This window comes from Kineobactrum sediminis (genome assembly GCF_002868715.1).
In the GTDB taxonomy this organism is placed as follows: domain Bacteria; phylum Pseudomonadota; class Gammaproteobacteria; order Pseudomonadales; family Halieaceae; genus Kineobactrum; species Kineobactrum sediminis.
Genome location: NZ_PKLZ01000008.1, coordinates 507,825 through 529,430, shown reverse-complemented (window position 1 = coordinate 529,430; position 21,606 = coordinate 507,825). Strand labels below are relative to the sequence as shown.

Genomic DNA, 21,606 nt, shown 5'->3' with positions numbered 1-21,606 from the left:
GGTAAAGGCTTCATACTAATTCGCGGACGCAATTTATGAGCCAGGACATGGCGGTTTTCAAGGGCGGTGTGGCAGTCATCACCGGCGCGGGGTCAGGGATTGGAGAAGGCCTCGCGCGCCTTGCAGCCAAGCAAGGTATGCGCGTGGTGCTGGCGGATGTAGCCATGGAGCGTACGGAGCGTGTGGCGCAGGAGATCCGGGCCGGCGGTACTGATGTGCTGGTCGTCCATACTGACGTTGCCGAGCCGGAGGCACTGGACCGTCTGGCGGCCATCACCCACGAGACCTTCGGCGATGTCACCTTGCTGGTGAACAACGCCGGTATTGAAACCCTGGGTTATGTCTGGGAACTTCCGGCGGCACTGTGGGAAAAGACCCTGAACATCAATATTAACGGGGTGATCCATGGTGTCCGCGCGTTCGCCCCAGGAATGCTGGCGTCGGGCAAGCGGGCCTGGATTGCCAACACGTCTTCCATCGGCGGCCTGGGAATCATGCCGATCCAGACCTCCTACGTGCTTAGCAAGCACGCGGTCCTGTCATTCAGTGAATGCCTCTATCTGGAAATGCAGATGAAGAGGGCGCCGATCCATGTCTCCGCAATTCTGCCCGGCCCGGTGGCTACCCGCATTTTCGAAGACTCGAAAACCGCGGAAGATCCCATGAATGCGAACCATGGCCAGATCATGCACAACATGCTGGCCAGTGAAGGGATCAGCGGCGACGAAGCTGCAGAGCGCATCCTGCCGCAAATAGCCGCTGGCAAATTCTGGGTCTCGACCCACCCCGAGGTGACCCGTGAGTTTGCCAATAACCGCGCCAGTCACTTGTCCAATCTGGCGGACCCGGCGTTGCCCGCGGAATTACTGGCGGGCATGGGGTTGGGATAGCGCGCCTCAGGTGACGGCGACCCCGTCCCGCTGCCGGAAAGCCAACGGCATACGCTTGAAGCCGTCCATGAAATTTGAGCGAAAGTGGGTGGGGGGCGCCGTCAGCTCGAAGTCCGTGAACCGGATCAGCAGCTCCCGGGTCATCATTTCCAGGTTGAGGCGCGCCTGATGCTGGCCCGGACAAACATGTACCCCAAAACCGAAGGTGCGCAGGTGGCGGCGGGTTGCAGCGCGGTCCCGGGTGATATCAAAGCACTCGGGGTTGTCGAACAGCTCGGGATCATGAGCGACAGAGGAGAGCAGGCACACCACCTTGTCGCCTGCCTGCAGGGTCTGGCCCGCCAATTCCACCTCACGGGTCGCGGTGCGGCGGGTATAGACTACCGTGTTGCGGTAGCGCAGGATCTCCTCCACCGCGTCCGGAATCCGCTCGGGTTCCGCCTGTAGCAAAGCCAGCTGCTGCGGATGCTTGATCAGTTCGTGGAACAGCCACGACAGGGTATTGCGGGTAGTCTCGGTGCCACCCACCATGACGCCCTGCACCGCCGCACCAAATTCCTCATCGGTTAATCGCTGGCCTTCAATCTCGGCTTCCAGCAGGTGTTGGGTCATGTCATCTTTGGGGGTATCAAGCCGGCGCCGGGCGGCCCATTCGGCAGCCCAGCGGATCAGTTCGGCAGACGCGGCGAAGCCTTCTTCCCGGCTGCCGGTATAGTCCGGATCGTTGGCCAGGGTCATACTGTTGACCAGGTTCACCAGGTAGGTCTGTTCCGTTTCCGGAAAACCCAGCAAGGTGAAGATGACATGCACGGGCAGGGGCATGGCGATCTCACTGACGAACTCGCAGTGGCCCTTTGCGGCAACGCCGTCGACAATCTCGGCCACCTTGCGTTGCATCATGCCTCGGCGTTGCTCAAGTACGTCCGGCTTGAAGGCGTGATCTACCAGGCCCCGTTTGGCGCGATGCGTGGGCGGATCCGTGAAGGTCATCGCCTGGCGCAAAGTGCTGAGCAGGGGTTCAGGGATGTCCTCCAGCAGCGGTCCGTTGCGGCTGGAAAACGTGGCCGGCTCGCGCAGTACCTGGTCGATATCGGCCTTGTGCAATACCAGCCAGTAGGGTTCCCCGTTCGGGTCCTCCTGGCGGATAACGCGATGGTTTGCCCGCAGTTCGGCGATCGCTTCGCGGGGCGTGCCCTCCTCGAAATTGGCGAGATTGAGCAAGTCGTGATGCAAGGGGCAGCGGCTCATGGCGGGATCCAGGCAATAGGGTTATCGATCCGGTCGATCATAACCCGGCCGATCGGTGGTTTCGAGACGGGCTGGACCAAGTCTTTGTACCCCGGGCTGTCGTGGCTTTCCTTTGCCTGGTGGCTTCTACAGCAAGCTGGCGTTTAATATTGTTCATCGAGTCCAATGCCAACAAGCGAGAGGAAATCCATGGACACATTGCAAGAGTTGCTAGATGAGCGCGATATAACGCGGGTCCTGGTGCGTTTTGCACACACGGTCGATAGCAAAGATTATGCTGGGCTGGCCGAGGTATATACCGATGATCTCACCTTTAATTATGGCGGAGGTGAGCAGGAGGGACTTGATACGCTCATTGACCTGAACCGACGGCATCTGGATGTCTGCGCGGCCACACAGCATTTGCTCGGCAGCATAGTCATCAAAGTCGACGGCGATAAGGCGGAGAGCAGGAGTTATGTCCAGGCGCGCCACCAGGGTTCTGGTGACAAGGCGCATCTGTTCTTCGACACCAATGGCGAATACAAGGATTGGTGGGAGCGCCGCGATGTGGGCTGGCGGATTGTCCGTCGCGAGGCAACATGGTCTGCGCACTACGGTGATCCCTCGGTTATTGGCATCGGGTAGGAGCCGCCACCGCCGTTTGAACTCCATTCATGCCCCTCGTCACCCGGGACACTAACGATACCAATTTGACTTTCCCGCAGGCCAACGCTGTAATGCTCTGATGGAGCTCACGCTCATTCAACATTACGCAGTATTCAAGGAGAGCTCATGCGCCCGGAAACCATTGCCCTGCACGAAGGCTACGACGGTGATCCCGCCACCAACGCCGCAACCACGCCGATTTATCAAACCACGTCGTTTACATTCAACGACACCCAACACGGCGCTGACCTGTTTAACCTGGCTGTGCCGGGGAATATTTATTCGCGCATAATGAACCCGACCAACGCCGTGCTCGAGGCGCGTTTGACGGCACTGGAGGGCGGTATCGGCGCCCTGGCCGTGGCGTCGGGTATGGCCGCCATCCGCTATGCCATCGAAACCATTACCGCCATGGGTGACAACATTGTGTCCACCAGTCAATTGTATGGTGGTACGTATAACCTGTTTGCCCACACCTTTCCCAAGCAAGGTATCGAGGTGCGCATGGCTAGTGCCGGCGATCTGGATGCGGCGCGTGCGCTGATCGATGACAATACCAAAGCGCTTTTTTGCGAATCGATCGGGAATCCCGCGGGCAACGTGGTCGATATTCGCGCCTGGGCCGATCTCGCCCATGAGCACGGTATCCCGTTGATGGTGGATAACACCGTTGCTACCCCCTTCCTGTGTCGCGTGTTTGACCACGGCGCCGATATCGCCATTCATTCCCTGACCAAATACATCGGCGGCCACGGTACGACCATTGGTGGCGCGGTTGTGGATTCAGGCAGGTTCGACTGGACGGCGGACAAACGGAAATTCGCGGTACTGAATACGCCCGACCCAAGCTATCACGACGTGGTCTACACCGAGGCGCTGGGCGCCGCCGCCTTCATCGGCCGCTGCCGTGTCGTACCCCTGCGCAACACCGGTGCGGCGCTGTCGCCACACAGCGCTTTCCTGATCATGCAGGGCCTGGAGACACTGGGGCTGCGCATGGAGCGCCACTGTGAGAATACGGAAAAAGTGGCGGCACATCTGCAGGCCCACCCCGCGGTCAACTGGGTGAATTATGCGGCGTTGCCAGACAGCCCCTATAACGAGGTGTGTGGGCGCATTCTCGGTGGGCGCGCATCGGGTATCGTGAGCTTCGGCATCAAGGGCGGCACGGCGGCCGGTGCCAGGTTCATCGATGCACTGCAACTGATCCTGCGCCTGGTGAATATCGGCGACGCCAAATCATTGGCCTGTCACCCCGCCAGCACCACGCATCGCCAGCTTAATGCCGACGAGCTGGCCAGCGCCGGGGTTTCCGAAGAAATGATTCGCCTGTCCATTGGTATCGAGCACATCGACGATATCCTGGAGGATATCGATCAGGCCCTGGCGGTAAGCCAGGCCTGATTTCGCGATAGCCTGCTGTCGGTGGTGATGGCAGGCTTTAATATCGCCAGTGGTCTGCACTATTCCTGATAAGCTCGACTGGCTTGCAAAGATGCACATGTGTATACTTTCTTCTCCGTCGCAGGCACAGGAGCAGAATCATGCAGGCCGCCACCGAATCACAGCAACCCATCGATGCCCTGTTCGATCCGGCATCCCCGGAATACCTCGAAAACCCGGTGCCCCAGTTTCTCGCCCTGGCGCGGCGCGGACGTCTGGTCTGGTACGAGCCCTGGCAGGCATGGATCATGACCCGCATGCCGGACATCATGGAATGCTGGCGCAATGAATACCTCTCCTCCGATTTCTATGACTGGGAATTTGCACCCCCGCGGCCGCCGGAAGACAAGTGGAGTAATTTCGAGAAGGCGATGATAGGCCACAGCCTGCTGGCAGATCACGGTCATCACCGGCTGGTGCGGCGCGTCGTGTCCCCGGCCTTCTCCCGCAACGTGGTGGATGAGATCCAGCGTCGCATCGCGCCCGATGTGGTAAAGCTGATCGATGAGCTGGGTGACCTTGAGAGCTTTGATTATATCGACAAGGTGGCCAACCACATTCCCTTCATCTCCATCAGTCGAATGGTGGGTTTGCCCGAGAAATACTGGCCCGAGATCAAGCAGGTAATCCTCACCTTTACCGAGGCCTGGAATCCGACTATCAGCGATGAGCGCCGGGAGGCGGCGCGGCAGGACAGCAACCGCGCCATCGAGATCCTGCAGCGGGTGATCGCCGAGCGGCGGGCCAATCCGGGGGAGGATGATTTTCTCAGTGTGCTGCTGAAGATCGAAGCGGAAAATGAGAGCTTTGGCGAATGGGATATTATTACCCTGGTACTGGCACTGATTGGCGCGGGGGCAGATACCACCCTCGTTGCCCAGCAGTGGACACTGTATTCCCTGCTCAAGCACCCCGAGCAGATCCCCGCGGCACTGGAGTCGCCGGAGGCTTTTTCCAACGCCTTCAGCGAGATCATGCGCTGGTCAATTTCTTCCAAGATGGGTTTTGCGCGCTATGCACCCGCGGACATGGAGGTGCTGGGTCAGGCGGTACGCAAGGGCCAGATGGTGTTGATGATGCCGCACCTGAAGGACCACGACCCGGAATACTATGACCAGCCGGAGCGCTTTGACGTCAAGCGCGAGTTCAATCCCGATGTCCTGTTCGGCTACGGTCCGCGCTTCTGTATTGGTGCGGCCATGGCCAAGCGCCAGCTCTATCTCACCATGGTTGAGCTGTTCCGGCGCTTTCCCAACCTGGAGCTGGATGGCGAGCCGGAAAAGGATAATTCAGATCACAACGCCATCGTGTTTCGCGAGTTGCGCGTACGCACCAACATCGACAAATCATGAGGCAGGTGTCATGAACAAACGTTACCAGAAACCCATTCCCTACGGCTGGTTCGCGATCGAATACAGCGACAACCTGCAGCCGGGCGAGGTAAAGCCCGTGACCTACTTCGGTCGCGAACTGGTGATGTTTCGCACCGAGTCCGGCGCGGTGTCCGTGCTTAATGCCTACTGCCCCCATCTTGGGGCGCACCTGGGCTATGGCGGCGTGGTGAAAGGCGAGGCCATCAGTTGTCCGTTTCATGCCTGGGAATTCAGTGGCGAGGGTTACTGTACCTCGGTGCCCTATGCCAACCGCATACCGCCGAAGGTTGCGGACAAACAGTGTATCGTCAGCTACCCCACCCTCGAGCGCAACCAGATGATCTGGGCCTGGTATCACCCCCAGGGCGTTGCTCCCGCCTTTGAAATCGACGATGTCCCCGAACTGCAGTCCCCGGACTGGATGCCGCTGGAAACCTACGAGTGGAAAATCAACACGATTATCCAGGAGACGGGCGAGAATGCGGCGGATCTTGCGCACTTCATTACCGTGCACGGCAACCCGGCCATGCCCCAGGGCAGTGTTGAGCTGAGCGGCCCCCGCCGGGTCACCGAGTTCGACTCCCAGGCCCACAGTATCGACGAGCAGGGTAATGTCGATCTCAGCGGCGACAGCCACGACGCCGTTCACCTGCGCTCTGAAAGCGTGGGCCCCGGGTTTACCTTCCAGCGTTTCTCGCGCCTGTTCGATGTGGTCATGATGGGCACCGTAACGCCGATCGATGACCAGAACGTGCAGCTGCGCTTCAACTTCTCAGTGCCGCGCAAACAGTCGGAAGACAACAGCATGATGGCGAGCGGTACGGTGCAGGAGATCGTGCGCCAGGTAGAGCAGGACATTCCGATCTGGGAGCACAAGGTGTATCTGGAAGACCCCGCCCTGTGCGACGGCGACGGCCCGATTGCAAAATACCGCAAGTGGTTCCAGCAGTTCTATGCCTGAGCGGTGTCCCGCTCCGGTATGCATGATGATTTTTTCCAATAAACGATAACAGAGGATAGAGAATTATGAATGAGAATCTCGCAACCACGCCTGGCGATCACTACAACTGGCCGATGCTGAAAATCCGTTACCTGACGGACCCCGCGAAACTGGCGGCAGTGTTGCCGCCGGGTTTTGAGCCCGGCAGCCGCCCCGAAGTGACCCTGACGGTTTACAATGTGCCGGTTAATGGCGAGCCCGAGCAGGGGCTGCTGACCACGGTGAGCTGTACCTACAAGGGCAGGGAAGGGCAGTTCGCGCTCGGTTACGCCATCGACAAGGAAGCGGAGATCTTCATCAGCCAGGAGAAGTTTGGCCAGCCCAAATACCCGGCGGATATACTTTATTATCGCCTGATGGACCAGGTGGGAGCCCGGGTTTGCCACCAGGGCTATACCTTTCTCGAGTTCAGTGGCCAGGTAACGGACACGCTGGACAACGGCCCCCGTTTTGACGAATACGAGTTCTGGGTCAAGTATTCACGTGCCGCGTCCTATACCAAGCCGGGTTTTGATTTCCCCCCGCACGTGGTCAATGTGGTCAGTAACTACGGCACAGTGCAGAAGCTGAAAGTGGAGGGTGAACTGATCCTGCGCGATAGCCCCTGGGACCCGATTACCGAGCGCCTGCCGCCATCCTCCAGGCCGGAAACCTGGTTGTGGACGCCCGAGTTCCTGGGACGCAGTGTGGACCTGGGTGACCCGCTGGATGCCGACGCCTTTGAACCCTGGGCCAGCACCATCGGCAATTCCCGCTGGTTGGGGACTAACGGCGGCCCGCTCAAGGGCTGAAAGGGGGCGTTTATCAGCCGCCTGCCGACGCGTAACCCCGACCCTGTGGGGTTTCCGCCGAGGTTTCGACCAGGTACTCCTCATAGGTGCCCTTGAAGTCCACCAGCTGGTGATCCTTGATCTCAATCACCCGGGTTGCCAGTGAGGAGACGAATTCGCGGTCGTGGCTGACAAAAATCAGCGTGCCGTCGTAGTTCTCCAGCGCCAGGTTCAGCGACTCGATGGCCTCCATGTCGAGGTGGTTGGTGGGCTCGTCCAGAATCAGCACGTTGGCGTCGGTCATTATCATTTTGCCGAACAGCAGCCGATTCTTTTCACCGCCGGAGCAGACTTTTGCTTTTTTCAGGAAGTCGTCGGATGAAAACAGCAGCCGGCCCAGGGTGGCGCGCACGATCTGGTCGTCGTGGTGGGGCCTGCGCCACTGGCTCATCCAGTCAAACAGGTTCAGCTCGCAGTCAAAATCCGCAGTGCTGTCCTGGGGGCAGTAGGCGACGGTGGCGTTTTCGGCCCATTTCACCACGCCGGTGGTGGGCTGTAGTTCATTGAGCAGACAGCGCAGCAGCGTGGTTTTGCCGGCACCATTCTCGCCAATGACCGCCAGTCGGGTACCGGCATCCAGGATCAGGTTGCTGCCGTTGAAGAGTGGCTGGCCGTCAAAACCGTGGCCCAGGTTTTCCAGCACCAGGGCCTGGCGATGCAGTTTCTTGTCCTGCCGGAAGCGGATGTAAGGGCTCATCCGGCTTGAGGCCTTGATGTCATCCAGCTTGATCTTGTCGATCTGCTTCGCCCGTGAGGTGGCTTGCTTGGCCTTGGAGGCATTGGCGGAAAAGCGGCTGACGAACTGCTGCAGGTCAGCGATCTGGGCGGATTTCTTCGCGTTCTCCGAATGCAGGCGCTCCCGGGCCATGGTGGAGGCGGTCATGAAATCGTCGTAATTGCCGGGGTAGAGACGCAATTCACCGTAGTCAATGTCCGCCATGTGGGTGCAGATGGCATTGAGGAAATGGCGGTCGTGGGAAATGATCACCATGGTGCTCTTGCGCTCGCTGAGCATGCCTTCCAGCCAGCGGATGGTGTTGATATCCAGGTTGTTGGTAGGCTCGTCCAGGAGCAGGATATCCGGGTCCGAGAACAGGGCCTGGGCCAGCAAGACCCGCAGTTTCCTGCCTGGCGCCACCTCGCTCATGGGACCAAAGTGCAGCTCGGTCTCGATACCGGCGCCCAGCAGAATCTCACCGGCGCGGCTTTCAGCGGTGTAGCCGTCCATCTCCGCGAACAGGGTTTCCAGCTCCGCCACTTTCATGCCGTCCTCGTCGGACATCTCCGCCAGGCCGTAGATGCGGTCGCGTTCCTGCTTAACCGCCCACAGTTCGGCGTGGCCCATGATCACCGTGTCGATAACCGAGTACTGCTCAAAGGCGAACTGGTCCTGGTGCAGCTTGCCGATACGCTCGTTGGGCGTAATTGACACGTTGCCGGCGCTGGGCGTAAGGCTGCCATCCAGGATCTTCATGAAGGTCGACTTGCCGCAGCCGTTGGCGCCGATCAGGCCATAACGGTTGCCGTCGCCGAACTTGACGGAAATATTTTCGAACAATGGCTTGGCGCCAAATTGCATGGTGACGTTTGCTGCGCTGATCACTGTGGTGTACCTGGGGGAGTTGGGTGGAGCGAGGTTTATCCGCGAGAGGGTGCGCATGATACAGATTTGCGGGGGTTGCGTCGAGAGCAGGGCTGGTTGTCGGCAGCGTGCAGTCGTTATCGAGAATCAGTGATCAAGAATGAGTCATCGAGGAACAGCATCAGTGTTTTAGGTCAAGGTGCACCCTGATAATCAGATTTCCCGAACATCACCATCTACAAATCGCCATGGATAGTCTATACCTGTAGCTCTACACTAAGAGTGTTCGTGTTGGGCGTGCACCTGTGAGTCAAATGGTGGTTGCGACCATCGCGAGGGGTTCGGGCCAGGGCCGGGTTGTGAGGGGCTGGCGCGGAGTACAGGTTGGTGCGGGAGCACCAACGTTTGATCGGGAATATAAAGAGGGGTTAACCCCATGCTCAAGAGAAAATTACCAATAGCCGTACTGGCCGCCGTCCTGGCGGTACCTGCCGTAGCGTCAACCGGGATGTTCCAGGGCGAGGCCAAAACCAACCAGTTCTGGTGGCCCGAGCAACTGGACCTGCAACCACTGCGTGACCATAACCCATCCTCCAACCCTTATGGCGAGGATTTCAACTACGCCAAAGCCTTTGCGAGCCTTGACCTGGAAGCCGTGAAGAAAGACCTGAAAGAGGTGATGACCGATTCCCAGGACTGGTGGCCGGCGGATTACGGCCATTACGGGCCCCTGTTCATTCGTATGGCCTGGCACAGTGCGGGCACCTACCGCATGCAGGATGGCCGCGGGGGCGCCGGTGGCGGCCAGCAACGTCTTGACCCGCTCAACAGCTGGCCCGATAACGTCAACCTCGACAAGGCCCGGCGCCTGCTGTGGCCAGTCAAGCAGGAATACGGTCGTAATATCTCCTGGGCTGACCTGATGGTACTGGCCGGTACCGTGGCCATGGAAGACATGGGCTTCAAGACATTCGGGTTCGCGGGTGGCCGTGCCGATGACTGGGAGCCGGACGTTATTTACTGGGGCCCGGAAGCCGACATGCTGGGTCGTGAACGCTACAACGAAAAGGGAGAGCTGGAAAACCCTCTCGCCGCTACTCAGATGGGCCTCATCTATGTGAATCCAGAGGGCCCTGGCGGCAATCCCGACCCCCTGGCAGCCGCGGAACAGATTCGTGTCAGCTTCGGCCGCATGGCCATGAATGATGAGGAAACGGTCGCCTTGATCGCGGGCGGGCACACCTTCGGTAAAACCCACGGCGCTCACGATCCTTCCGAGTGCCTCGGCCCCGAGCCGGCAGCTGCGGATCTGGAAGAGCAGGGCCTGGGCTGGAAGAACAGCTGCGGCAAAGGTAATGCCGAAGACACCACGGGCGCAGGCCTCGAGGGTGCATGGACGGCGGCACCCACGCGGTGGACGATGATGTATCTGCAAAACCTGTTTGCCCATGAATGGGAGCAAACCCGCAGCCCTGCGGGTGCTATCCAATGGCAGCCCAAGGATGGCGCTGCGGCCAATACCGTTCCCGATGCACACGTTGAGGGCAAGTTCCATGCGCCCATGATGTTTACTACCGACCTGTCATTGAAGGAAGATCCGGCTTACCGGAAAATTTCCAAACGGTTCCTCGAAAACCCGGACGAGTTCGAACTGGCTTTCGCCAAAGCCTGGTTCAAGCTGACTCACCGGGACATGGGCCCACAGGCACGCTATATCGGTCCCGATGTGCCGGAAGTTGCGCTGATGTGGCAGGACCCGATTCCCGAAGTGGATTACAAGCTCATCGGTGCCGGGGATATAGCCAGGCTCAAGAAAGTCATTCTCGATTCTGGCCTGACCACCGATGAACTGGTCAGAACCGCCTGGGCATCGGCTTCCACCTACCGGAACACGGACATGCGTGGTGGCGCCAATGGCGCGCGTATCCGTCTGGCGCCGCAAAAGGACTGGCCGGTTAATGATTCCGAAGAGCTGGCAAAAGTGCTGGAGACCCTTGAGGGTATTCAGGAGGATGTAAACAGCTCGCGGCTCAGCAGGAAGAAAGTCTCACTGGCGGACCTGATTGTACTGGGTGGCGCAGCGGCCATTGAACAGGCGGCGAAGAAGGCCGGTTATGACGTGGAAGTACCTTTCACGCCTGGCCGGGCAGACGCCACCGAGGAGCAGACCGAGGTTGAATCCTTCGCGGTACTCGAGCCAACAGCGGACGGTTTCCGTAACTACTATGGTGATGGCAATCGGTTTTCCCCCGCGGAAATGCTGGTAGACCGTGCCGACCTGCTGGGGCTGACGGTACCGGAAATGACCGTGCTGGTAGGCGGCATGCGGGTACTTGATGCGAACGCCGGCGGCGTCGACCACGGCGTATTCACCGATCGTCCCGGCACCCTGAGCAATGACTTCTTTGTCAACCTGCTCGGCATGTCAGTGAAGTGGTGGAAATCCGAGGACTCTGAAGGTCTGTACGAAGGCCGGGATCGCTCCACGGGTGAGGTGAAATGGACGGCAACACCGGTCGATCTCATCTTTGGTTCCAACGCGGAACTGCGCGCTGTCGCTGAGGTATATGGCTCAAAAGATGGTGAGGAAAAGCTGGTCCGTGATTTTATCGACGCCTGGGTCAAGGTGATGACTGCAGACCGCTTCGACCTGAAGCGAGCCTGAACTCGACTGCCCGGGGCCGCTCGTTACCGGTTTAGCCGGTAACGAGCGGCCCCGGGCCCTTTCAATTGTCGGGCTAACCGGCAACGCGACAAGGAGATGTGAGCATGGCAAAGGTTCTGGTACTTTACTATTCAATGTACGGCCATATGGAAACCATGGCGAAAACCGTCGCTGAAGGTGTCGGTGAGGTGTCGGGCGCCGAAGTCACCATCAAGCGTGTTGCCGAGACCATGGATGAAAAGGCTTTCAAAAAAGCCGGCGGCAAAACCGACCAGGAAGCCGAAGTGGCAAGCCCGGATGACATGGCAGATTACGATGCCATCCTGTTCGGCACACCAACGCGATTTGGTAATATGTGCGGGCAGATGCGCACCTTTTTTGACCAGACCGGTGCTCTGTGGGCCAAAGGCACGCTGTTTGGCAAGCTGGCCAGCGTATTCGCTTCCACCGGTACTGGAGGTGGTGAGGAACAGACCATCACCACCACATGGGTTACGCTCGCGCATCACGGCATGGTGATTGTGCCTATCGGTTACGGAGCGTCCGAACTGTTTGATATTTCAAGCGTTAGTGGGGGTACACCCTATGGCGCCACCACTCTGGCGGGCAGCGACGGCTCGCGGCAACCCGATGAGCGGGAGCTGTCCATCGCCCGTTTTCAGGGCAAGACTGTGGCCGAGCTGGCGGTGAAACTGTTTGGCTGATAGGGTATACGGGTTGTCCCGGGTACTCGATCCTCTTGAATGCTAACGCTCCTCATTTTGACCGGACTCTTTGTTTCCGCGTTCGGTGCTGCAACTCTTTTCCCCTTTCAGTCCGAGGCCGTGCTCGTCGGCCTGCTGGTCCAGGGCACCTATCCGGTGGCTGTTCTGGTTGCCGTGGCGACGCTTGGTAATGTGCTGGGCTCAGCTGTTAACTGGTGGCTTGGCCGTTATATAGAACGCTGGCGTCACAAGCGCTGGTTTCCCGTCAGCGAGCGTAACCTCAACCGGGCGCAAGCCGGATACCATCGTTACGGCCGCTGGTCACTGCTGCTGAGCTGGGCGCCGTTTATCGGTGATCCGCTGACCCTGGTAGCGGGTGTCATGAAAGAACCTTTCTGGAGTTTCCTGTGGATTGTCACCCTGGCCAAGGCCGGGCGCTATCTGATTCTAACGGCGCTGACCCTGGGGGTCATGCAGTGGGGATGACAGGCGGATCAGTGCTGTCCATTTTTTGTTAAGAAATTTAGTGAAAGAGATCATCGACGCAGCATCCAGCGTCTAAGCTTGTTCGTAGGAGTTTATACGCTCATAAACTGTTTACGAGGTGACGATCCATGAAAATGCGTAATTTTCTGGCTGCTTCGGCGGCTGTGCTGGTCTTGTCTGCTTGCAGTGATAGCGATGATAACTTTGACGTCCCTGATGTTATCCCGCCGCCCCCCGTCATTGAACCCGCTGAGCTAAGGATTACCCATGCTGCCCCCGACGCTCCCAATGTGAATGTATACGTTGATGGTGAACTGGCGCTGGATGACGTGGCCTTCAGGCAAAGTTCCGGCCTGATCGTGTTTGATGAGCCGGGTTCATTTGAAATAGAGGTGAGGGGATTACTACCTGATGGTTCCGAGGTGTCGGTGATTGGCCCGGTCGATCTCGATCTGGAAGAAGGGATCAGGACGGATGTGGTCGCCTATGACACCTTGTTTGACGCCAATGGCGACCTGAATATCAAGGCAAAAATACTGGAACCGGTAGCAATAGAAAGTGATATCACGGATGTTCGTTTATCAGTGATGCATGCTGCACCCGCCGCGGCCGAGGTTGATATCTATGTAACGGCACCGGAAGATGCACTGTCTTCGGTGGACCCACTTGATGCAGCTTTTGGTGACGCCCTCGGCCCCCTTGCACTGGAACCGGATACCGATTATCGGGTCCGCATTACCGGCGATGGCAGTGATGCTGTGGTGTACGACAGTGGAACACTAAGTTTCACGGCTGGAACCGAGCTGCTGGTGCTGGCAGTCAACAACACCTACAAAGTGGGCACCAACCCGGTCAACCTGCTGGCGGTGGATGCCGAAGGTGCAACCGAAGTGGTTGATCCCACAATGGGGGTTGAGGTGCGTGTGGTGCACAATTCGGCAGACACCCCGGCTGTTGATGTTCTGGTAGATGATACCGCCGTGCTGGAGACAGTACCCTTTCCCGTAGCGAGTAATTACGACGATATCCAGGTGCAGGAAGGTACCTACAATGTCGTGGTTGCCGCGAGTGCAGACAACAGCATTGCGCCAATTGATACAGACCTGACTCTTGTAGAGACACAGAGCTATACCGTTCTGGCGATAGGTTCGTTTGCGGAAAACTCGGTTCAGGCACTGGTGACAGTCGATGATCGGCGCAGTGTTGCCTCGGAGGCGAAAGTAGAGGTAATACACGGATCATCCATTGTTGCGGGTGAGATCCCCGTTGATGTCTATCTCACCGCGGATGGTGTCATCGCCGACGCCGAGCCGGCGATAGAGAACCTGGCCTATGCCGACACTACCGGACAGCTGCCCGTCACACCCGGTGAATACTGGGTCACGGTTACCGCTACTGGCGACAAGTCGGTTGTCGCCTTTGACAGCAATGGTCCGATTGCGCTTGGTGGTGGCGTCAATTACACGGTGATTGCGAGAGATCCATCTTCCGCAGAGGTGTCGGGCAGCCCGCTGATTCGCCTGACAATACTGACCGACTGAGGAGGCCCCGAAGCTGACTGAAACCTCGTGAGTGGGCGGCTGTTACGCCCACTCACGAGGCAAGCGTTTTCAGGGTCCTGGCGGGCAACCCTGTCATCGGTTCGCGATCTGCTCCTTTTGCAGACCTGGTTTACCGTTCCTGCTGGCGTGCAAGTCCCTGAGGCCCTGATGTCCCACGTCATTTACTGCAGCGTCCATCGCTCGAGCCTGGCAACCTTGATAATCACGGTGCATGGGCGGATTTCGGCTATCCTCTCTGGGGGCACAGACGGCGCGGGATGCCTGTTCGAGGCGAAGGTAGAGCTGGTTCAATCCAGCCGGCCTGGCCAGGTTAAGATCCTCCCACGACACAATGGTTGATTGTTCCCGGGTAGCCTCAGCCAGCGCCTGTCCCGCGGTAAGTGGCATGGCCAGGGCCAGTATCAGGGCTACCCAGCCAGGTAGGCTGTTTGTGCAACCTCTCTTTCTCTGCAACGTTTTCATGGCTATTCCTCACTGTTGGTTGTCGATGTACGGCTTTTTGCCGCCATTACTGAACAGGGCCTATGGGGTGGCCCGGTGAGAAGCTAAGCATTGCCTGCAGTATTTGCCGGGATGGATTTGTGATGTATGCCTGATTTCTTTGTGATGCCGTGTAAAAACAGGCGGTTAGGCAGGAGCGTGGCATCTGGCGTATTCCCTGACTACCTTTAGGGATGTACCGCAGAGGTTGCGGGAGGGACTGTGGTATGAGTCAGCAAGTCCGATTCGGCGACTGGAGCTTTTGCCCTGACAGCTATGTGCTGGAAAGATCGGGGGTGTCAGTGGTACTGGAGCCTCGAGTTGCCCGTCTGCTGGAATGCTTCCTGGCTAATCCCGGCGAACTTCTCACCCACCAACAGCTGACCATTGCGGTCTGGGATGGCCGCGTCGTATCGGTTGACGCAATTCGCCGGGCGGTATCGTCACTCCGGCATGCGCTGGCTGCGGACGGTACCGATAAATGTATAACAACAGTGCTGAAAAGGGGCTATATCGCCCATTTTCCGCCGCCTACGATAACGGCTCCACAACCGCCTTCGGGTTTGCATCGCCTGGCGCGAGCGCGCCCTGTTCTTCTGCTGGGAATACTGTTGATTGTCCTGGTGTTGGTCGCTTTCGGTGCCTGGATGAGCCGGAGCGTTATTATGGATGACCCCGCAATCACCACCTTGAAGCCACCGCGGGGCGAGGGGAAGTATTAACGTCGTCGATCGTGATCGACGCTTAATGTATCATGTCTCTTTCTGCGCTGATCAGGGTCCGCATCGTTGCTGCTGGTGATAACGCGACGGTAGCGAGCACAGGCTGGTGCTGTTGCCGGATCAGCCCTCAAACAGAGAGTGAATCGTATTGATTATGATAACTGACATCCCGCGTTTTTTGCGTATTACCATCGCCGGCATGCTGCTGGTGTTCGCCCACAACGGGCTTGCCGATACCCGGCCGGATACCGGTCTTACCCCGGCCAGCATTGACCATGCCCGCCAGCTGCGGGATCTGGCGATGGGTGGCACCATGGCCTGGGATATTGTGGAGTCCCTGACCACAGAGATCGGGCCGCGCCTCGCGGGTTCCGAGGCGGAAGCCCGGGCGCGGGCGTGGGCGGTACGGCGGCTTACCGCAATGGGCTTCGACAAGGTGCGGATTGAACCGTTTGAGATCCAGGCCTGGACAAGGGGAGCAGAGCGCGCGGCATTGCTGGCGCCATTCCCCCAGCCGCTTGAAATCACCGCTTTGGGTGGGTCCGTCGCAACGCCGGAGAACGGAATAACCGCTGAGCTGGCGCTGTTTGAGGGGATCGACGCTCTCAAGGCGGCTGCCCCGGGCAGTCTGGAGGGCAAAATTGCCTACGTCAGCCACGCCATGCAGCGCAGCCAGGACGGTTCCAGCTATGGATTTTTTGGCAAGTTGCGCAGGGAGGGTGCCAGTATAGCGGCACAGAAAGGTGCCCTGGCAATCATGATCCGCTCCATCGGAACCTCCAGCCACCGTTTTGCCCATACCGGGCAGATGCGCTATGCCGAGGATGTTGCACAAATTCCCGCCGCGGCGCTGTCCAATCCGGACGCGGACCAGATTGAACGTATTGCCCGCCGTGGCCAGCCCGTCCAGGTCTACCTGAATATGAGCCCGGAGAGTCTGGGTACGGTCTCCAGCGGCAATGTCATCGCCGAAATAACCGGTCGCGAGCGGCCGGAGGAAGTGGTGATCATTGGTGGCCACCTGGACAGCTGGGACCAGGGCACCGGCGCAATAGACGATGGCGCCGGCGTGGCCATTACCACCGCCGCTGCAAAAATGATCCTTGATGCAGGCAAGCGGCCCCGGCGTACCATTCGCCTGGTTTTGTGGGGTGCAGAAGAGGTGGGATTACTGGGCGGTAAGGCCTATCTGGAGGCGCATCGCAAGGATCTTGATAAGCAGATTATTGGTACCGAGAGCGATTTTGGTGCGGAACGGGTCTGGCAGATGACCGCGCAGGTATCGGCGGAAGGGCAGCAAGTGGTCGATATAATGGGTGAATTGCTGGCTCCCATCGGCGTGGCCCGGGGCGACATGGATAAATCGGGCTCCGGCCCTGATCTTACCGCACTGGTAGAAGCGGGCCTGCCGTCGTTGCGCCTGGTTCAGAATGGAATGGACTACTTTGATTTGCACCATACCCCGGATGATACCCTGGACAAGATTGACCCGGTGGCACTGGACCAGAACGTGGCTGCGTATGTGGTGTTCAGTTGGTTGGCCGCGGACAGTACCGTCAATTTCCGCTCCGAATAGGTTGTGGCACCCATTTCATAGGGCTTTACGTGGGAAATATGTCGAAGGAAAAGGCGGAGCCGACCGCAGACGGGCGCCGCCTGCGCAGCGAGCGGAGCCGGCAGATAATACTTGATGCCATGCTGGCGCTTATCGAAGAGGGTAATCTGGTACCTACTGCCCAGCAGGTGGCGGATCGGGCAGGGGTTGGAATCCGCTCCGTGTTTCGACATTTTTCCGATATGGAAAACCTGTTCGCGGCGGCGGATGAACAAAGCCGGGAGTGGTATTTCAGCCTGTTTTCGGGCGGCGATCGCCGCGGTACCCTGAAAAAGCGTATCCGACATGCAGCGGAACGCCACGCCAATGGTTATGAAGCAATCTGGAATACCATTTTATCCACCCAGGCCCAGATGTGGCGCTATGAGCTTCTGCGCAAGAATTATGCGCACTACCAGCGCGGGCTGCGTAACGATCTTGATGACTGGTTACCGGAGCTGAAAACACTGTCCCGGTCCAGCCGCGATGCGGTTGATGCCATTGCCTCCTTCGAGATGTGGCACCGGCTGCGTGAATACCAGGGCCTGAGCAAAAAACAGAGTGTTGTAATTATCGTAGACCTGCTGACGGAACTGGTGCCGGCATCCTGAGCCAGAAGGAGGGCACTGAAACGTGAAATTCATTCATACGTCTGACTGGCAGATCGGCATGACCCGCGCCTTTTTGAGTCACGAAGCGGCTGCGCGTTACAGCCAGGCTCGTATCGACTCCATACGCACACTGGGTGAGCTCGCGCAGGCACAGGGTGCCCAGTTCATGGTGGTGGCGGGGGATGTGTTCGAATCCAACCAGCTGTCCCGGCAAACCCTCAGCCGTGCGCTGGACGCCCTCAATGCCGTGCCGGTTCCGGTGTTTTTATTGCCGGGCAACCACGACCCGCTCGATGCCAGCTCGATCTTTCACAGCGAGACCTTCCGCGGCAAGGCTGGTGACCACATTGTGGTTATTACCGACAGCCAGCCTGTTGCCGTGCCCGGTGTGGCCAATGTGGAGATCGTTGGAGCCCCCTGGTTCAGTAAGCGCCCGGCGGCGGATCCCTGTGCCCGGGCCCTGCAAACGCTGGTGCCGGCCCCGGGGGTAAGCCGGATACTGGTTGGGCATGGCCAGGTAGACAGCCTGGCGCCGGACAAGAGCCAGCCCGGTGTCATTGAGCAGGCGCTGCTGGAACAGGCCCTGGCCGACGGCACGGTGAATTATGTGGCGCTGGGGGATCGCCACTCCCTGACGAATGTGGGCGGCAACGGTCGCCTGTGTTATTCAGGTGCCCCGCTGGTGACCGACTTCGACGAGGTTGATCCCAACAAGGCGCTGCTGGTTGAGCTTGAGGGAGGCAGTTGCAGGCTTACAGAACTGGTGACCGGTCACTGGCAATTCCAGGCGCTGCAGCAACCGATCAACAACCGCGACGACCTGATCGTATTCGCGCGCTGGCTGGATGGTTTTCAGGCAAAGGAGTGCACCGTGCTGAAGGTCGGCTTCACCGGCAGCGTAAATCTGGCGCTGGCGGCTGAGCTTGATATCCTGATGCAGGAACAGGCGGAAGTGTTTGCCAGTCTCAAGCGCCGAGATCGCACCACGGATCTGGCGGTAATCCCCGACGCCCTGGATGACAGTACTATCTCCCTGAGCGGTTACGCAGACAGCACATGGAAGGCATTGCTGCGGCGGTCAATGGAGGACGAAACCGCCACCGATGCCCTGCGCCTGATGTATCGCCTTGCCGGTGGCGGGAGAGCCCCGTGAAGCTACTGGAACTGACGCTCAGGAACTGGCGCGGTGTGAGCGAGACATCCATTCGCTTTGCCGAGGGCGTTACCCTGATTGAAGGTGATAACGAAATCGGCAAGTCATCCCTGGTAGAAGCGCTGCGCATGCTGTTTCGCGAACAGGACTCCTCGAAAAAGAAGGGCGTGAAAGCAGTCCAGCCCGTGGGCACCGACGTCGGCAGCTTTGTCGAGGCGGAAGTGCGCTGTGGCGAATACCACTTTATTTACAGTAAAACCTACAACAAAAAAACCGCCACTGAGCTGCGCATACTGGAACCTGTGCAGGAGCAGCTGGTGGGCGGCGATGCCCATAATCGCGCCTGGGGTATTCTGGAAGGTGCTATTGATATTGCGCTGTGGGATGCGCTGCTGGTGGAACAGGGTAAAGAAATTGGCGGCGTTAAACTGTCTGATTCGGACGGTCTTGCGCGAGCGCTTGATAGCGCTGCCGGTGGTGCCGGCGCCAGTGGGGAAGAGAGCGCACTATACGACGCCGTACAGGCCGAATACGGTCGCTATTTCACCAGGACGGGCAAGCCCAGATTCGGCAGCGAACAGGAACAGGTTCAGGAATATGCAAACCGGGTAGAGAGGCTTGGCGAACAATTGCGGGAGCTGGAGGACGACGTGCACCGGTTCGAGAGTATATCCGCCGATATACAGCGGCTGCAGCGCTCGCTCCCGGTTCTGGAGCAGTCCCTGGAGGAACAGGGCGTTCGCTGGCAGGCGATCAGCAGCCTGCAGGCACGGCTGGCGGCCAAAGAGGAAGAGGGCAAGCCCCTGCGGCAGCTGCTGGCGAATGCCGAGACCGAGCTGGCTCGCCGGCATCAGGCGGTGGCGGATATCAGTCGGCGTCGAGCCGTGCTCGGCGAGCGCCGCGAGCAGCTGCAACCGCTGGCGCAGAAGGTGGCCGAGCTGGAGGCCAATGTGAAGGCAGGGGCCGAGCTGCTGAAAACCCTTCACGGCCAGCGCAGTAGCTTGCGGCAAACCGTGGCTCAGGCCCGGCAGGATGCAGATTACCTGAGCGACAGTGCGGAATTGTCGCGATTGCAGCAATTGCTGGAGCAGGTAAGTACCCGGCGGAAGGAAGTGTCAACGCTGCATAAAGCCCTGGCGGATGTCCGCATTGACAGTGCCGGTCGCAAGGCCGTACAGGCCGCTGCGAGCGCAGTGGAAGTGGCCTGTAAAACCCGTGACAACGCGGCTACCCGGCTCACGATTGCCGCCTACCGCGATGCGCAGTTTGTCTTGAATGATGAACCTGTGAGCATTGTCGCGGGTGAGCAGATCAGTCGCAGCCTGGCGGAAACCCTGGCTATTGATATACCAGAGCTGGCGCTGATGACTATTGCTCCCACCGCCGGCACCAGTGAGCTGGCGGCAGAGGTGGCCGCACAGCAGCGGCAGCTTGACGAGTTGCTTGCCAGGTACCAGGTGCCCGATGTGGAGGCGGCCATCAGTGCGGACGAATATCGGGAGGATGCCAGTCGTTCATTACGCGCGGCCCGGCAGCGCCTGGAAGATACCTTGCAAGGGGCCGATGAAGAGATATTGCGCGACCACGTCGTGCGTCTGCGACAGGCCTGCGAGGGTTATCCGGGTCTGCGTGGCTTGGCTTCCCTGCCCACCAGTTCGAGCGATGTTGCCAACCGTCTCGAGCAGGCGAACGAGGCACTGGAAGCTGTGGACGCAGAGCTTGAGCAGGAAAATACCCAACTGGAACAGCAGCGAGAGGCCCTTGCGCAAGAGCAGGCTGCGCAGCTTGGGGCCAGTACCGAAGTGAATGCGCTGGACAGTGTGCTGCAGGAAAAAGAGACAATGCTCGCCAGCGAGCGCAACGCAGCGCCCGATGCCGCTCTGGAAGAACGGGTTGCCGCCCATGCCGAAAAAGTAGACGCCATCAATCGCGAGTTGCAGGAATTGCGACAGCAACTGCGGGTGCAGGACCCGGACACTGCAAAGGTATTGCTGGATAATGCTACCCAGGCCTGCCGGCGCGCCGGAAAAGACCTGATAGACCGGCAACAGGAGCAGGCGATAATTAGAAGCCGGCTGGACCGTGCCCAGGCCAACGGTCTGTTTGAAGAACGCGAGGCAGCCGAGCAGGCATTGGCCGAAGCCCGGGAGCAGTTATGCGCCACCGAGCGTCGGGCCAGCGCGGTACAACTGTTGTGGCGCACACTCAATGAGCATCGCGATGCGTCCCGCCAGGCCTATGTGCGACCTTTGCAGGAAGGCATTCAGAGCCTCGGGAAAATCGTGTTTGGCCACGATTTTGAAGTCGCCCTGGATGAAGACTGGACAATACTCAGTTGCACCCGCAACGGCCGAACTGTGCCTTTTGAATCCTTGAGCGTGGGCGCGAGGGAGCAGCTGGGGATCATCACCCGCCTGGCGGCGGCGCGAATCATCGCCGACAGCGGGGGCGTGCCGGTGATCATTGACGACGCCCTGGGTTTTGCAGACCCCACCCGCCTGCAGGGAATGGGCGCCGTTATCGCAGCCGCGGGGCGGGATACCCAGGTGGTGATATTAACCTGTACACCGGGGCGTTTCATGTATGTGGGCGATGTGGGTGTGGTGAGACTGTAG

18 protein-coding genes are annotated in these 21,606 nt (G+C 59.1%); 15 read left to right on the top strand and 3 right to left on the bottom strand.

The window, feature by feature from the left end:
- Positions 1-35 precede the first annotated feature (35 nt).
- On the top strand, positions 36-890 hold the full coding sequence (locus CWI75_RS12175) for an SDR family NAD(P)-dependent oxidoreductase (protein ID WP_101521754.1): 855 nt from the start codon (positions 36-38) through the stop codon (positions 888-890).
- Between the two features lie 6 nt (positions 891-896).
- Here CWI75_RS12175 and CWI75_RS12170 read toward each other — a convergent pair whose 3' ends face one another.
- Positions 897-2,138, bottom strand: coding sequence for a cytochrome P450 (locus CWI75_RS12170; protein WP_101521753.1), 1,242 nt, complete (start codon positions 2,136-2,138; stop codon positions 897-899).
- A 189-nt stretch (positions 2,139-2,327) separates the two neighbouring features.
- Here CWI75_RS12170 and CWI75_RS12165 point away from each other — a divergent pair, with 189 nt between their 5' ends.
- The 5 genes from CWI75_RS12165 to CWI75_RS12145 all read left to right on the top strand — a co-directional run bounded on the left by CWI75_RS12165 (position 2,328) and on the right by CWI75_RS12145 (position 7,393).
- Positions 2,328-2,765, top strand: a complete 438-nt coding sequence (locus CWI75_RS12165; protein WP_101521752.1) for a nuclear transport factor 2 family protein — start codon at positions 2,328-2,330, stop codon at positions 2,763-2,765.
- A 147-nt stretch (positions 2,766-2,912) separates the two neighbouring features.
- Entirely contained in the window at positions 2,913-4,190 is a 1,278-nt protein-coding gene (locus CWI75_RS12160; protein WP_101521751.1) for an O-acetylhomoserine aminocarboxypropyltransferase/cysteine synthase family protein, read from the top strand.
- A 140-nt stretch (positions 4,191-4,330) separates the two neighbouring features.
- Positions 4,331-5,581 carry a cytochrome P450 gene (locus CWI75_RS12155; protein WP_101521750.1) on the top strand — a complete coding sequence of 417 codons (1,251 nt, stop codon included), beginning with the start codon at positions 4,331-4,333 and terminating at the stop codon, positions 5,579-5,581.
- Between the two features lie 10 nt (positions 5,582-5,591).
- Positions 5,592-6,563 carry a Rieske 2Fe-2S domain-containing protein gene (locus tag CWI75_RS12150; protein WP_101521749.1) on the top strand — a complete coding sequence of 324 codons (972 nt, stop codon included), beginning with the start codon at positions 5,592-5,594 and terminating at the stop codon, positions 6,561-6,563.
- Between the two features lie 65 nt (positions 6,564-6,628).
- Positions 6,629-7,393, top strand: coding sequence for an acetoacetate decarboxylase family protein (locus CWI75_RS12145; RefSeq protein ID WP_101521748.1), 765 nt, complete (start codon positions 6,629-6,631; stop codon positions 7,391-7,393).
- Between the two features lie 13 nt (positions 7,394-7,406).
- On the opposite strand, the gene CWI75_RS12140 is transcribed toward CWI75_RS12145, so the two are convergent.
- Positions 7,407-9,035, bottom strand: a complete 1,629-nt coding sequence (locus CWI75_RS12140) for an ABC-F family ATPase (RefSeq protein WP_101521747.1) — start codon at positions 9,033-9,035, stop codon at positions 7,407-7,409.
- 415 nt (positions 9,036-9,450) lie between these two features.
- Between CWI75_RS12140 and katG the strand changes: the two genes are divergently transcribed.
- From katG to CWI75_RS12120, 4 genes are all read left to right on the top strand, one after another.
- A complete protein-coding gene (katG, locus tag CWI75_RS12135; protein WP_101521746.1) occupies positions 9,451-11,679 on the top strand; it encodes a catalase/peroxidase HPI in 2,229 nt (742 codons plus the stop codon).
- Between the two features lie 104 nt (positions 11,680-11,783).
- Complete coding sequence (gene wrbA / locus CWI75_RS12130) at positions 11,784-12,383, top strand: NAD(P)H:quinone oxidoreductase (RefSeq protein ID WP_101521745.1); 600 nt, start codon at positions 11,784-11,786, stop codon at positions 12,381-12,383.
- 39 nt (positions 12,384-12,422) lie between these two features.
- Positions 12,423-12,869 carry a YqaA family protein gene (locus CWI75_RS12125; RefSeq protein WP_101521744.1) on the top strand — a complete coding sequence of 149 codons (447 nt, stop codon included), beginning with the start codon at positions 12,423-12,425 and terminating at the stop codon, positions 12,867-12,869.
- Positions 12,870-12,997: 128 nt separating this feature from the next.
- Positions 12,998-14,410, top strand: a complete 1,413-nt coding sequence (locus CWI75_RS12120) for a DUF4397 domain-containing protein (protein WP_101521743.1) — start codon at positions 12,998-13,000, stop codon at positions 14,408-14,410.
- A 93-nt stretch (positions 14,411-14,503) separates the two neighbouring features.
- Here CWI75_RS12120 and CWI75_RS12115 read toward each other — a convergent pair whose 3' ends face one another.
- A complete protein-coding gene (locus CWI75_RS12115; RefSeq protein ID WP_101521742.1) occupies positions 14,504-14,893 on the bottom strand; it encodes a UrcA family protein in 390 nt (129 codons plus the stop codon).
- A 245-nt stretch (positions 14,894-15,138) separates the two neighbouring features.
- Between CWI75_RS12115 and CWI75_RS12110 the strand changes: the two genes are divergently transcribed.
- From CWI75_RS12110 to CWI75_RS12090, 5 genes are all read left to right on the top strand, one after another.
- Positions 15,139-15,633, top strand: a complete 495-nt coding sequence (locus tag CWI75_RS12110; RefSeq protein WP_162300064.1) for a winged helix-turn-helix domain-containing protein — start codon at positions 15,139-15,141, stop codon at positions 15,631-15,633.
- A gap of 154 nt (positions 15,634-15,787) precedes the next feature.
- Positions 15,788-17,209 carry a M20/M25/M40 family metallo-hydrolase gene (locus CWI75_RS12105; protein WP_241521196.1) on the top strand — a complete coding sequence of 474 codons (1,422 nt, stop codon included), beginning with the start codon at positions 15,788-15,790 and terminating at the stop codon, positions 17,207-17,209.
- A gap of 38 nt (positions 17,210-17,247) precedes the next feature.
- Positions 17,248-17,838: a TetR/AcrR family transcriptional regulator gene (locus CWI75_RS12100; RefSeq protein WP_101521740.1), complete on the top strand. Its 591-nt coding sequence runs from the start codon at positions 17,248-17,250 to the stop codon at positions 17,836-17,838.
- Between the two features lie 22 nt (positions 17,839-17,860).
- Entirely contained in the window at positions 17,861-18,991 is a 1,131-nt protein-coding gene (locus tag CWI75_RS12095) for a metallophosphoesterase family protein (RefSeq protein WP_101521739.1), read from the top strand.
- On the top strand, positions 18,988-21,606 hold the full coding sequence (locus CWI75_RS12090; RefSeq protein ID WP_101521738.1) for an ATP-binding protein: 2,619 nt from the start codon (positions 18,988-18,990) through the stop codon (positions 21,604-21,606). The genes CWI75_RS12095 and CWI75_RS12090 overlap by 4 nt, the downstream gene beginning before the upstream one ends.